Genomic DNA, 13150 nt, shown 5'->3' on the forward strand with positions numbered 1-13150 from the left:
AGTCAATTGCTTATAAATAGGGAATGGGGCATTGGGCATGGGGCATGGGGCATGGGTAATAAGAAGAAAGAACAATCACCAATTTCCAATAGAGATATCCGCGAATTAACCTCAAAGCCTTATAAATCAGGGGTTAAAATCTAATTTACGATAAGTTTAATGACCAATTCCCAATGCCCAATGCCCCATGCCCCATGCTCAAGAGTCTGGCAATTGCGGAGGTTCAGCGTTAAACCATTTTTGATAAATTTGCTTGTAAGTGCCATTGGATAACAAAGTTTCTATACCTTTGTTAATTGCATCTAAATGGGGAGAGTTTTTAGGCGTAGCAATCCCGTAGTATTCTTGGGTGAGCAGATCGGCAACAACTTTGATGCCTTTGAGTTTGCCATTTTTAATCGCATACAAAGTAGCGAAAGCATCGCTAACCACAGCATCAACGTTGCCATTGAGCAAGTCTTGGAAAAATTCTGGCCCAGAATTAAAAGTACTAATTTTGGCATTGGGGATGGTTTTGGCAAAATCTGCCCCAGTTGAACCAATTTGTACAGCAATTTTTTTTCCCTGGAGACTTTTGAAGTCTTTAATATTTTGGTTGTCTTCGCGGACAGCGATCGCTAGTCCGGCTTTAAAATAAGGTCGTGAAAAAGCAATTGTTTTTAGGCGTTCGGGCGTAATCGTAATCCCACTGATTGCGGCATCGACTCTTTTCGCTTGCAAAGTCGAGATCATCCCATCAAACGGTAGACTTTCAAACTGGACTGCAAAACCTGCTACTTTAGCGAGCACATTCATCAAATCAATATCAAAACCTTCTAAGTTCCCGCTAGCTGTTTGGATTTCAAAAGGGACAAAGGTGGGGTCTGTCGCCACCTTGAGAAGTTTAGCATCTGAGTTAGTAGTGGGATAGAAACTTTTACAGGCAATCATTAGTAGCAGACAGCCTAAGCCTAGAATTAGCTGCTGCCACTTCAAGTTAATTGATTTCACTCTAGTAATTTCATTCTATCAGTCAATATTCACGATACTTGTCATGATGTTATAAAAAAGAATACATTCGTCAGGAGTCAGAATCCACCATAAATTCTGAGCGCCTAAGGAAAGTTTAAGACCCCCACTCTCTTGAAAAGTTTAGATCAGGGGAAGCTTCCGATCTGACTTTTCGCCAATTGCCTTTTTGTGTGTTCTGTATTCTGACTTCCAATTTTGAACTACTTATGGCTCCCACTACTTCTGCTTACCGAATTACTGATTTGTTCGCCAAAAGAGCTAGAAATCTGACACCACCAACCTATGGTACAGAGTTAACCAAAATTATCACTGTTAGCTTTGACTACGGTCTAGCTGACCCAATTCTTTTTCCTCACGCTGACTTGGCTGCTGCAAGTGCGGTTGTGCTGGCAGAAGAGGCTCCGATCGCCCTCAATTACGGGCCACCTTCAGCCCAATTGTATGAGCAAATTATCCTCCGCTTGCAGGCTAAAGGAATTACTGCCGATCGCGATCGCCTGCTCATTGGCTACGGTTCTAGTCAGATTCTCGGCTTGCTGCCAGATGTGTTTGTGGAACCTGGTGATGTAGTAATTGTGGAAAATCCAACTTTCTTGGGAGTAGTTGCCAGATTTGTCCACGCTGGCGCACGCATAATTACCATTCCCGTGGATGAGTTGGGGATGGATGTCGATGCATTAGAAGTAACATTGAGCGACTTGAAGAAACAGGGCATTCGATCCCGGTTTATTTACACCATCCCCACTTTCCATAATCCCACAGGCACGACTATGCCGTTATTTCGCCGCCAAAAACTGGTAGCGTTAGCGGCTGAGTATGGCGTGCTAGTAGTAGAAGATGATGCTTATAGCGATTTGCGCTTCCAAGGGGAAACTGTGCCACCCTTGGCAACTCTCGACAAGGAGGGGTGGGTATTATATGTGAGTACCTTCTCGAAAATTATTGCGCCTGGTATCCGGCTAGGCTGGGCTTGTGGCGATCCAACAATTATTGAGCGGTTGGCAATGTTCAAAAGTGAGGGACCTGTGGGGCCATTTGTCAGCCATGTGGTTGCTCGCTACTGTGCTACAGGCAAACTAGATCATCACATTCAGGAGCTAATCGCCTGCTATAAGCATAAGTGTAATTTGTTGTTAGAAGCGATCGCTCACGAGTTTCCCAGTGATATAGTTGCCTTACGACCAGGCGGGGGCTTCTTCGTTTGGTGTAAATTGCCGCCAGACATCAGCGCCAAAGCACTCCTAACTGCGGCCAGTGAACACGGCATCAGTTTTCTGCCAGGGACTCGCTGCTACGCCAATGGGCAGGGGGATGATGCCATCAGATTAGCTTTTAGCTTTCAGCCAACACAGAAGATTGTTGAGGGAATTGCTACATTAGGATCAGTGTTGCGCGGATTGCGGTAATTCGTAATTCGTAATTTGTAATTTACCTCGTCATCTCGTTCCCAGTCTCAGACCATTGGTGACAACTTAAGACATAATTACTTTTGTCAATTCGTAATTATCCTTGAACAGTAGTGGAAAATAAGGTATTAAATTCACTTCCATACTGACTTTTCAGCGCAAAAACATCATGATAGATTTAAAGGCTAGCGATCGCCGAGCTAAAAATTATGTTTTTTACCCCAGATTTGAGCAATATTTTAAGTATGATTACTTGTTGACAAATTAACCGTAACTTTAAGTTGTCACGAATAGTCTCAGACTGGGAATGCTCTTTGGAGGCTCCCGCCTCCCGTCTCAGCAGCAGTCCAATGAAGACCATTTCCTTGTTAGAACTTGGAAACAAGATTTTGATTTTCAATCTAGCGCTTCTGGGTTGAGTCCAATACAGACCTAACAAGAACTGCCCTTCCCTACAAGGGAAGGGCAGGGTGGTTTCATACAAATAGAGAAAAACTGTAACTAGCTTTCAAAGCCTCTTTCCGCTTCGGGGAGAGGTTTGGAGAGGGGTCAAAATCTATGGTTATATACGAGAAATAAAGACTTCCATATTTTTATTTTTTCGTATGAAACCACCCTGCTTCCCTTGTAGGGAAGGGGGTAAGATTCAAAGCCTCTCTCCTTTTAGGCTACGGTGTAAATACAAGTCTTTGGTGAGGCCATTTACGGTTTATCGAATAGCCCAAAGAAACCTCACCCTGGTTTTGCTTGTGCAAAACCTGTCCCTCTCCTTAGTAAGGAGAGGGATTAAAGTCAGGATAGGGTGAGGTTTTGGAGGGCTTTTGGGTAATCGGATAACTTGTGTGTACACTGTACGCTTTTAGGAGAGAGGTCAAAGCGTATTGCATACAAACCAGAAGTGCTATAAATTTTGTAAATCTTTAAAAAATTTGTTCTAAACGTTGGAAATCGCGCTGCACTTCATACCAAAGACTCTTGTTATGGGGGTCTGTCTTCAGAGCTTTTTTGAGATAAATCCTGGCTTTGAGTAGCTGATTTTCGGTAATTAGTGCCCGTCCCCAAATTTGATAGGCGATCGCTAGCCATTGGCGGACTTCTGCATCTGTTGACAAACGATCTGCTAAAGCTTCCGCCAGGGCGATCGCTTGAGGAAATCGTCTTTCTTGCAAAAATCGCTGCAATTGCTCATAAGTCTTCCACTTCAGCCGTTCTTCTATTTCCAACAGATTAGGCGGCTTTAGTTTTCCTGATTGTTGGCTTGTCACCGTTGTTACTGGTGTTTTCTGCCACTGCGTTGCCTTGGCATCATCACGCCCAGTTGACACCTGACTTGAATGTGCAGCTGTTTCCTCTGGCAGTACTACCGTCAGCAGGAGTTTATAAGCCTCTGTCAAGGCAATAAACTTATCTTTGGCTTTGTTGTCATCTGGGTTGATATCGGGATGATATTGCTGGGCCAGTCGTCGATAAGACGCTTTGATGTCAGCAAAAGAAGCTCCCGACCTTAAACCCAATAAACGGTAGCAATCTCCAAGATCCATCTTGAGCTATCGAATATCCAGCTTGGGGCTATCAGCTATCTGCTGTCAGCCTAAACTATTAATAATAAGGGCTAATTTGCGATTTTAAAGTTCAATGTTGACAGTTTGTTTAAGGAAGGGGAGTACAGACGCGATTAATCGCGTCTGTACAGGAGTTAGGAGTTAGAATTCTTCCCCTGCTCCCTCATCCCCCCTACTCCCTACTCCCTACTCCCTACTCCCTACTCCCTACTCCCCTAATACTACAGAGGTTCTTTCTTCAATCACACGGTCAATTAAACCGTATTCTTTTGCCTCTTCGGCAGACATGAAAAAGTCACGATCCATATCCTTTTCAATCTTTGCTATGGTCTGACCCGTTTTATCGGCATAAATCCCATTGAGCTGGTGACGAATCCGCAGAATCTCTCTAGCTTCAATTTCGATATCACTCGCTTGTCCACGGGTGCCACCTGAAGGCTGGTGAATCATAATCCGTGAGTGAGGTAATGCTAGCCGTTTGCCTTTGGTGCCAGCAGCCAGCAGGAAAGACCCCATTGAAGCCGCTAGACCCACGCAAATAGTCACTACATCTGATTTGATATGTTGCATGGTGTCAAAAATAGCCATGCCAGATGTAACCATCCCACCAGGGGAATTGATGTATATATAAATATCTTTACCTGGATCATCTGAGTCCAGATACAGCATTACAGCGATAATTTGATTGGCAATTTCATCATCAATATCTCGCCCCAAGAATATAATCCGTTCCCGGTAAAGGCGATCGTAGATGCTAATCCAATCTGTATATTGTCCTCCGGGCATCCGGTAAGGAACTTTAGGAACGCCTATAGGCATAATTTACTCCGTTTTTAATAATTTTGGGGCGGTAGGAGAGTGAAGAGTTAGGAGTAGAGACGCGATTAATCGCGTCTCTACAGGAGTGAGGAGTTTTGAATAACTCATAACTTATAACTCATAACTCATAACTAAATTAAAGGACACCGGCAGGAAGTGGGGGATTGGCGAGTTCTTCTTTCTCAAAAACTCGGTCAATCAGTCCGTATTCTTTCGCTTGGTAAGGTGTTAGATATAACAGCCGATCCATATCTTTAATAATTTTTTCTGGAGGCTGTCCGGTGGTGCGATGCAAGATATCAACTAACGCCCCTTTGTTTACCAAAACTTCCCTAGCGCGAATTTGAATATCCGTTGCTTGACCTTGGGCGTAGCTCTTGGGCTGATGCAGAATAATCGAGGAGTGAGGCAAACTAGCGCGACAACCTTTTGTACCAGCACTGAGGAGCATTGCTGCCATCCCCATCGCGGAACCGACGCAGATGGTGTGGATAGGAGGTTTGATATATTTCATGGTGTCAAAGATGGCGAAGGCTTCGGTTTCAAAGCCAATGGGTTCGCCACTGTAACCGGAAGTGCCGGTGGAGTTGATATAGATTTTAATCGGCTTTTCGGGGTCGTCGGACTGCAAAAACAGCAATTCAGCCACTATTAATTCGGTGACAGCAGGCACCAGTGGCATCCCAATATAGACAATTCGCTCCTTCAACAAGAGGGAAGGTAAATCTGGCGGCGGTGTCCGGTAGAAGTTATCGCCGTAATAAGGGGCTTGAACAGCCTTGATTGGGGAAATGTCCATAGCAACTGATCGCCTGAAACTATGCCGTTAACTGTAATACATCCTAGCGCGATGCTAGCTTGACTCAAGGTGCGGATTTCTCCCTAATGCTTGAGGCGGCTTAACATCTGCCAATGCTTGGCTTCTAAGATATTCTGATTATATTAGTGTATTTGTGTTGGATAGGTTTTCCGTAGAGCGAAAGTACTGCTTTGAAGTTATTTATTAATATGTATATCCTGAATAGGGACTTTGAGTTATGAAGGTTAGTTTGCAGCCTGCCTTGAATGATGGTAATTTGGACGCGAATCAACTGAATAGTCAACGTCAGTTGGGAATTTCGATTTCAGCGATCGCAGAGACTCAAGACCGCAATGTACCACTGAATTTATGTTTAATTCTCGATCATAGTGGTTCGATGAATGGGCGATCGCTAGAAACGGTCAAAAAAGCAGCGAATCGTCTGGTAGATAGACTTAATCCTGGCGATCGCCTCAGTGTTGTAGTTTTCGATCACCGTGCCAAAGTCTTAGTACCTAGTCAAAGTGTCGAAGATCCAGAGAAAATCAAACAGCAAATTAACCGCTTATCTGCCGATGGTGGGACTGCGATTGATGAAGGACTGCGCTTGGGGATTGAGGAGTTGGCGAAGGGCAAAAAAGATACTGTTTCCCAAGCCTTCCTGTTAACCGATGGGGAAAATGAACACGGTGATAACAATCGCTGTTTGAAATTCGCCCAATTGGCTGCTAGCTATAATTTGACTTTGAACACTTTGGGATTTGGTGACAATTGGAACCAAGATGTTTTAGAAAAAATTGCTGATGCTGGTTTGGGTACTTTATCTTACATTCAAAAACCAGAAGAGGCAGTAGATGAGTTTAATCGCCTGTTCAGCCGCATTCAAACGGTGGGATTGACTAATGCTTATTTGCTATTCTCCCTGATGCCCAATGTCCGGCTAGCGGAACTCAAACCCATTGCTCAAGTTTCCCCAGACACAATTGAGTTACCACTGCAACAAGAAGCTGATGGACGTTTTGCTGTGCGGTTGGGAGATTTAATGAAAGATGCAGAACGGGTAATCTTAGCTAATATTTATTTGGGACAATTGCCAACCGGTGAACAAGCGATCGCTAATGTGCAAGTCCGCTACGATGATCCAGCCGCCAACAAGGTAGGTTTATTTACATCAAATATCCCAGTTTATGCCCATGTAGTCAAAAATTATCAAGCAGACCCCAATCCCCAAGTGCAACACTCTATTTTGGCATTAGCTAAGTATCGCCAAACCCAGCTAGCCGAGACGAAATTGCAACAGGGCGATCGCTCTGGTGCAGCGACGATGTTACAAACGGCTGCTAAAACTGCCCTGCAAATGGGAGATAAAAGTGCGGCGACGGTGTTACAAACTTCTGCTACCCAGTTGCAAGCTGGACAAGATTTATCCGAAAGCGATCGCAAGAAAACTAGAATGGTTTCCAAAACAGTTTTGCAAGATACCCCTCCTCAATGAAAGTTAAATTGCTATCGGCGTTAAATGACAATAATGTTGATGTGGCTCAAACAAGTAGCCAACGTCAATTGGCAATGACGATTTTTGCAATCGCTGGTGAGTTTGAGCAAAATCTGCCCCTTAACCTCTGCTTGATTCTGGATAAAAGTGGTTCCATGCATGGACAACCAATTAAAACCGTGATTCAGGCAGTGGAAGGATTAATAGATCGGTTGAAAGTAGGCGATCGCATCTCAGTTGTGGCTTTTTCCGGTTCTGCGGAAGTCATTATCCCCAACCAAGTCATCCAAGACCCCGAAAGCATCAAATCTCAAATAAAAAGCAAACTCAGCGCTAGCGGCGGTACAGTCATCGCTGAGGGTTTGGAATTGGGAATTACTGAACTGATGAAGGGTACAAGAGGCGCTGTTTCTCAGGCGTTTCTGCTTACAGATGGGCATGGTGATAGCGGTTTGCGGATTTGGAAGTGGGATATTGGGCGAGATGACAACAAGCGCTGTCTTCAACTCGCGCAAAAGGCTGCCAAGCTGAACTTAACTATCAACACTTTCGGATTTGGCAATAGCTGGAATCAGGATTTGCTGGAAAAAATCGCTGATGTCGGTGGTGGTACTTTAGCCCATATTGAGCGTCCTGAACAAGCTGTGGAGCAGTTTAGCCGACTCTTTGGAAGGATTCAGTCGATTGGGTTAACTAATGCCTACTTGCTGTTATCTTTAGTCCCCAATGTCCGATTAGCAGAATTGAAACCCATTGCCCAAGTTGCCCCAGACACAATCGAGTTATCAGTGGAACCAGAAGCTGATGCTAGCTTTGCTGTACGTTTAGGAGATTTGATGCAGGATGTAGAACGGGTAGTTTTGGCGAACATTTATCTGGGACAATTGCCAGAAGGTAAACAAGCGATCGGGCATTTACAAATCCGTTACGATGACCCGTTGGTTAATGAACAAGGTTTACTTTCGCCTCTGGTGTCAGTGTATGCAGATGTCGTGCGGGCATATCAACCAGCGTCCAATCCACAAGTACAGCAGTCTATTTTAGCATTAGCGAAGTATCGCCAAACCCAATTAGCTGAGGTGAAATTGCAACAAGGCGATCGCACTGGTGCAGCTACAATGTTGCAAACAGCAGCTAAAACCGCTTTACAAATAGGAGATAAAGGGGCAGCGACAGTGTTGCAAACCTCAGCCACTCGCCTGCAAGCTGGAGAAGAACTTTCCGAAGCAGACCTCAAGAAAACTAGGATTGTATCAAAGACCGTTTTACAGCAATAGTAAAAATCCAGCCTTGCTGATTAATGGTATGAAAGTTTCGCGCCAAGGCGCAAAGCGAGAAAAAATATTTGATTCCTCAATTGAGCAACAAAGTAAGAAAGCCTACGTATAAAAAACCGTAAAACCAATGTCTACGACGGCCTATTCGGCGTCGCAATTGGGGGAAAATCAACTACCTCACAACACTTTTGCTCAGTTGTGATTTTTTCTCTTGGGACATAATGAACGAAGCTGAAACCCTCGCCGAACTTATTGATTAACAACCACCGAAGAGTTTGACTTATGCTGATCCAAAAGATTGTCCAAGAATTGCAAGACATCCCTGAAGACAAACTAGCAGAACTTTATGACCCAATTCACTACTTTCGACTAGGTTTAAGTCAAGAACGTACACAACCCCGCACCCCTGGTTTATTGAAAGGACAACTCGGCGATGCTTTCTTTGAACCACTACCAGAAGAGGAACTCCAGCAATGGGAATGAGCTACCTCATCGACACTGCTGTGGTGGCTCTTTGACGATCCAAAACTGCACACTGACTGCCGAGACATCATTCGTAACCCAGAGCCTTTTTAATACCAGCCTAGCGGCGACGATAGGCAAGCGATAATTAAATTAATGGAAAAGATTGCTCAAGTAATTTCCGGCTGGACAATTGTGTAAATACAGAGGTAAAAATGACAATTAAAGAACAGATTACCCAAGAGCTAGAAAAATTACCCGAACCGCTATTACAGGAAATTTTAGACTTTGTTCAGTTGTTACAAACCAAACATCAACAAATCGGCATATCTGCAAATAACCAACCAGAGCAACCACTTATAGCAGAGCATACTTTAACAGGTTCCACTGCCGAAGATTTATTAGAGTTTGTGGGAAGTTGGTCAGGTTCGGACATTAAAGAATGCCTGCAACTGGTTCATTCTAGTCGTATGCCACTAGAATTTTAATCATGTATCTAGTTGATACTAATCACTGTAAAGATGTGATGCCTGGGTTGGGCATAGCGATCGCCATCACTTCTATCTGTTAGCCTACAACACAGGTGTTTGATGAAATCAGAGCCATAAAATCCTCAAACGTATTACTCTGCATATCATGCTGTCATTTGTCAAGTTAACTGTAGTTTAAGAGGATATTTAAAAAGTATTGGGTGAATAGAATAGAGCCTCCGGCACGCTGACGCGAACGCTACTACACAAACAAAATCCACCTCCAATACGCTTGGGTTAAGGTTATTTGATGAAAATAATAGATCCCAAAGACGCGATAAATCGCCGTCAGGACGAAGGACTGATTATTGTAAAGATGGCGATTTATCGCGTCTCTTGCCTTAACCGAACCGAATAGTATTGAGTTCACCTCTACCCCCTTCTTTCCTGTTCCCTGTTTCCTGCCTAGGCAAGTAATTTCAGGAATCAAATCGGATTGCCATATCAAACAAGCCTGTTAAGCTACCCCTTCACCAACTTGCTAACTTGTTAATTAAAGTAAAATAAGAAGTCTTTGACTATTAGGAGCAGCCATGTACGTACTAATTGGTGGAGCAGGCTTAGTGGGGCTTACTTTGGCTCAAAAATTGGTAGAACTAGGGCATACGGTTGCCGTCATTGATATTGACCCTACCGCTTGCCGATATGCCCGTGAACAAGTTGGAGCAATAGCTTTTGAAGGCAGTGCTGTCAGTACAGATGTATTATTAGAAGCTGGGATTCGTAAAGCCAACGCTCTAGCAGCTGTCCTCAGGAGTGATGCCCTTAACTTAGCAATGGTAACTCTCGCTAAACACTACGGTGTTTCCCATACTCTGAGTCGAATGCGCCACCCCGATTTTGCCGAGCCACTTCGTCTAGCTGGAGCCAACCATATCATCAGTACTGTTGAGCTAGCGGTTTCAACGATGGTGAATGCCATTGAGTATCCACAGGTAGAATCAATGATGCATTTTGAGCAGGGACAGATTGAGGTGCTAAAACTTTCTATTCCCAACAGTTGTTATGTAGCCAATCGTAGCGTTGCCGAAATTGCCCAAGATTCTCGGTTTCCCACTGGTTCTCTGATTATCGGCTATCAACCTCACCCTCACGAGGATTTAATGATTCCTAATGGCAGTACAGTACTAAAACCGGGTTCGACTCTACTGATTGTCACCAAACGAGGGTCTTTACATCAAGTTATTGATTTTATTGAAGGTTGTAAATAGTTTTGATGAAGCTGTATCCACATATTTATTTAGTAATTGCAGTTATTCTGCTTACGTCTTGTAAACCAACTCAAATTTCACCAAAGTCACAACTAGTTACTAGTCAGACAACCCCACCTAACAAGATAGTGACTTTAAATAATAACTTCAAGATAGCAATGGGTCAAACCATTTATGTACCTGTCTATTCTCATATTTATCATTACAATCGACAGCAGATTTTTAATTTAGCGGTTACGCTCAGTATTCGGAATACAGATTTAGTAAATCCGCTCATTATTAGTTCTGTGCGCTACTATGACTCGGCTGGGAAATTAGTTAAGCAGTATTTAGAGCGTCCTATTCAACTTGATGCGCTAGCTTCCACAGATTTTTTTATTGATACAAATGACATCAGTGGTGGCTTAGGCGCAAACTTTATTGTAGAGTGGGTATCTCAAACAGAAATAGCTGAACCAATAGTAGAGACAGTGATGATTGGTACTGACTTTCAGCAAGGAATTTCTTTTACCAGTCGTGGTAAGGTGATTAAAAGTCAAAACAATTACAAGGGTTCATTGCCGAAACAAGGGTCTTGAACAGCTATTAATCATCATCAAGTCGCAGCAACTGTTCATCAATGATTTGTATCCGCCCTCGCGCAATATCTTCGGAGAGAATTCGTTTACGCATTGCTTCGTTGAGCGCTCCTTTCTCGGCTAACAGTAAACGACGGCGAATAGGATCAAGTTTAATGCGCTCACCACTTTTAGCTTCAAACTCATCAGGACGACGATTATAAAATTCTCGTAGCGCCTTTTCTGCCCCTGCTATTCGCACCTGATAAGTTGAGCGCATTTCTTCATAGATAGCTCTTGGTAATACCCCTGACTTCAACAAGCTATCTAATTCATCTTGTGCTGCTTTACCTGTCATCAGTTGAGCTTGCAATCCTTCAACCTGCTGCTGAGTCTCTGAAAATTGAGATAATTTTAAACGTTTTACCAACCAAGGCAAGCTTAAACCTTGTCCTACTAATGACACCAGCACACTGCCGAAGACTAAAGTAATGAGGAATTCTCGCCCTGGCAATGTGGTGGGTAAACTCAAAGCCAAAGCCATTGAGAGTGAACCCTTGATGTTACCTAAAAAAAGTAAATGTTGCCAGCGTAGCGGAATTGGGCGGTCAAACCAACGAACCACTGCCAGCAGTGGATAGACCGTAAGAATTCGCCCTGCTTGATAAGCTAAAACTGCAAGGAGAACAGCAAGTAAAGTTCTCCAGAGCGTCACTGGGTTTATTTCTGCACCAATCAGCAGAAAAATAAAGGTGTTGACAGTAAAACTGGCATATTCCCAGAAACTCAACAAGGTGATGCGACTAGAAGCAGAAGTATTGCGAGACAGCCCAAAATTCCCAAAAATTAATCCCGCTACAACTACAGCTACAGCGCCTGATACATCTAGAAATTCCCCAACCTGAAAAGTTGCTAATGCAACTGCGACCGTCAGTAAGAGACTGCTAAGGGGATCATCTAAACGGGCGAATACAGGTATGCTCAAGTAACCCAAGACTAACCCCACGAGGCAGCCTCCTAGAGCTATCAATAGCAGTTGTTCAATTCCATCTAGTAACGTCAGCGAACCTGTCGAATATACTTGCAAAATCAGGTTGAATGCAACTAGGGCAGCGCCATCGTTGAATAGGGTTTCTCCTTCAACGATGGTAGAAAGCCGCGAGGGCACTGGTATTTCCTTAAATAGGGCAATTATTGAAACTGTATCAGTATTTGCCAACATTACTCCTACAAATAAAGCAGGTATCCAAGTCAGCCCCAGCAAAAATTTCAACAGAACGGCAATAATAGCACTGGAAAGTACAGCTCCAGGGCCAGCCAAGAGAGCAATTGGTTTAAACGTGCTGCGTAGGCGGCTGACATCTGTATTGATGCCAGCTTCAAAGAGTAGAATTGGCAGGAAAAGATTCAAAACCAGGGATGGGTCTAAACCAATGCGACGAGACAATAACTCAGTGATTGGCAGACCAGCCAACACTAAACCCGTGACATAAGGGACGCGTAACCGACGGGATAGCAGGGCTACACCAGTGGCAACGAGCAGGAGAATAATTGAAATCTTGATTAATTCGGTAACATTCACTTATAAGATACTGAAAATTTATTTTAGTTTGATTAATAAATGTTGCCCAAAAGGTAATACAAATGTCAAATTTCTGTAATGCCTCTATAGAAATACTTAGTTTCATCGCACCAGAAGGAAAGAGGTTTGTACCTTTCCTGCTCCCGCAAGAACTGCCCTCTGCCTCCTGCTTTTCTTCTAATCAATAGACCTCTTGCATAAATCAAAAACAAGAACCCACCCCGCCAAAGCTACGCTTTGTCTCCCCTCCCCGCTTGCGGGGCTACAGTGTAGATACAAGTTTTTCTGAACATAATTTCCGGTTAAGTCTTATAGCCCCTGAGATACCTCACCCTGGTTTTACGTAACCCAAGTTGCTAGTTATTGATTCAGGCGATCGCTTTGTGCAATAAAATTCCCTCCAGAGATGAAAAACGGAGGGGAATATGTTAAACGAAAT

At 43.7% G+C, this 13150-nt stretch carries 13 protein-coding genes; 7 read left to right on the forward strand and 6 right to left on the reverse strand.

What is annotated here, in order from left to right; all coding sequences use genetic code 11:
• Positions 1-198: 198 nt before the first annotated feature.
• Complete coding sequence (locus V7K36_RS29710) at positions 199-990, reverse strand: basic amino acid ABC transporter substrate-binding protein (RefSeq protein ID WP_335121235.1); 792 nt, start codon at positions 988-990, stop codon at positions 199-201.
• 227 nt (positions 991-1217) lie between these two features.
• Here V7K36_RS29710 and V7K36_RS29715 point away from each other — a divergent pair, with 227 nt between their 5' ends.
• The gene (locus tag V7K36_RS29715; RefSeq protein WP_335121236.1) at positions 1218-2417 is read left to right on the forward strand and encodes an aminotransferase-like domain-containing protein; all 1200 of its coding nucleotides are present in this window, start codon (positions 1218-1220) and stop codon (positions 2415-2417) included.
• A 178-nt stretch (positions 2418-2595) separates the two neighbouring features.
• Here the strand turns inward: V7K36_RS29715 and V7K36_RS29720 are convergent, their stop codons facing one another.
• From V7K36_RS29720 to V7K36_RS29735, 4 genes are all read right to left on the reverse strand, one after another.
• A complete protein-coding gene (locus V7K36_RS29720; protein WP_335121237.1) occupies positions 2596-2817 on the reverse strand; it encodes a hypothetical protein in 222 nt (73 codons plus the stop codon).
• Between the two features lie 520 nt (positions 2818-3337).
• On the reverse strand, positions 3338-3958 hold the full coding sequence (locus tag V7K36_RS29725) for a J domain-containing protein (protein WP_334823501.1): 621 nt from the start codon (positions 3956-3958) through the stop codon (positions 3338-3340).
• 228 nt (positions 3959-4186) lie between these two features.
• On the reverse strand, positions 4187-4798 hold the full coding sequence (locus V7K36_RS29730) for an ATP-dependent Clp protease proteolytic subunit (RefSeq protein WP_334943465.1): 612 nt from the start codon (positions 4796-4798) through the stop codon (positions 4187-4189).
• 136 nt (positions 4799-4934) lie between these two features.
• Positions 4935-5597 carry an ATP-dependent Clp protease proteolytic subunit gene (locus V7K36_RS29735; RefSeq protein WP_196517261.1) on the reverse strand — a complete coding sequence of 221 codons (663 nt, stop codon included), beginning with the start codon at positions 5595-5597 and terminating at the stop codon, positions 4935-4937.
• A gap of 238 nt (positions 5598-5835) precedes the next feature.
• On the opposite strand from V7K36_RS29735, the gene V7K36_RS29740 reads away from it, so the two are divergent.
• From V7K36_RS29740 to V7K36_RS29765, 6 genes are all read left to right on the forward strand, one after another.
• Positions 5836-7092 carry a vWA domain-containing protein gene (locus V7K36_RS29740; protein ID WP_335121238.1) on the forward strand — a complete coding sequence of 419 codons (1257 nt, stop codon included), beginning with the start codon at positions 5836-5838 and terminating at the stop codon, positions 7090-7092.
• Positions 7089-8369: a vWA domain-containing protein gene (locus V7K36_RS29745; protein ID WP_335121239.1), complete on the forward strand. Its 1281-nt coding sequence runs from the start codon at positions 7089-7091 to the stop codon at positions 8367-8369. The genes V7K36_RS29740 and V7K36_RS29745 overlap by 4 nt, the downstream gene beginning before the upstream one ends.
• A 282-nt stretch (positions 8370-8651) precedes the next feature.
• Positions 8652-8852, forward strand: coding sequence for a hypothetical protein (locus V7K36_RS29750; RefSeq protein ID WP_335121240.1), 201 nt, complete (start codon positions 8652-8654; stop codon positions 8850-8852).
• A gap of 194 nt (positions 8853-9046) precedes the next feature.
• Complete coding sequence (locus V7K36_RS29755; RefSeq protein ID WP_335121241.1) at positions 9047-9319, forward strand: DUF2281 domain-containing protein; 273 nt, start codon at positions 9047-9049, stop codon at positions 9317-9319.
• A gap of 575 nt (positions 9320-9894) precedes the next feature.
• Positions 9895-10572: a potassium channel family protein gene (locus tag V7K36_RS29760; protein ID WP_334823479.1), complete on the forward strand. Its 678-nt coding sequence runs from the start codon at positions 9895-9897 to the stop codon at positions 10570-10572.
• Positions 10573-10577: 5 nt separating this feature from the next.
• Positions 10578-11150 carry a DUF3124 domain-containing protein gene (locus V7K36_RS29765; RefSeq protein ID WP_335121242.1) on the forward strand — a complete coding sequence of 191 codons (573 nt, stop codon included), beginning with the start codon at positions 10578-10580 and terminating at the stop codon, positions 11148-11150.
• A 7-nt stretch (positions 11151-11157) separates the two neighbouring features.
• On the opposite strand, the gene V7K36_RS29770 is transcribed toward V7K36_RS29765, so the two are convergent.
• Positions 11158-12711: a cation:proton antiporter gene (locus V7K36_RS29770; protein ID WP_335121243.1), complete on the reverse strand. Its 1554-nt coding sequence runs from the start codon at positions 12709-12711 to the stop codon at positions 11158-11160.
• Positions 12712-13150: the final 439 nt, after the last annotated feature.

The sequence above is a fragment of the Nostoc sp. genome, from assembly GCF_036919555.1.
Taxonomy (GTDB): Bacteria; Cyanobacteriota; Cyanobacteriia; order Cyanobacteriales; family Nostocaceae; genus Nostoc.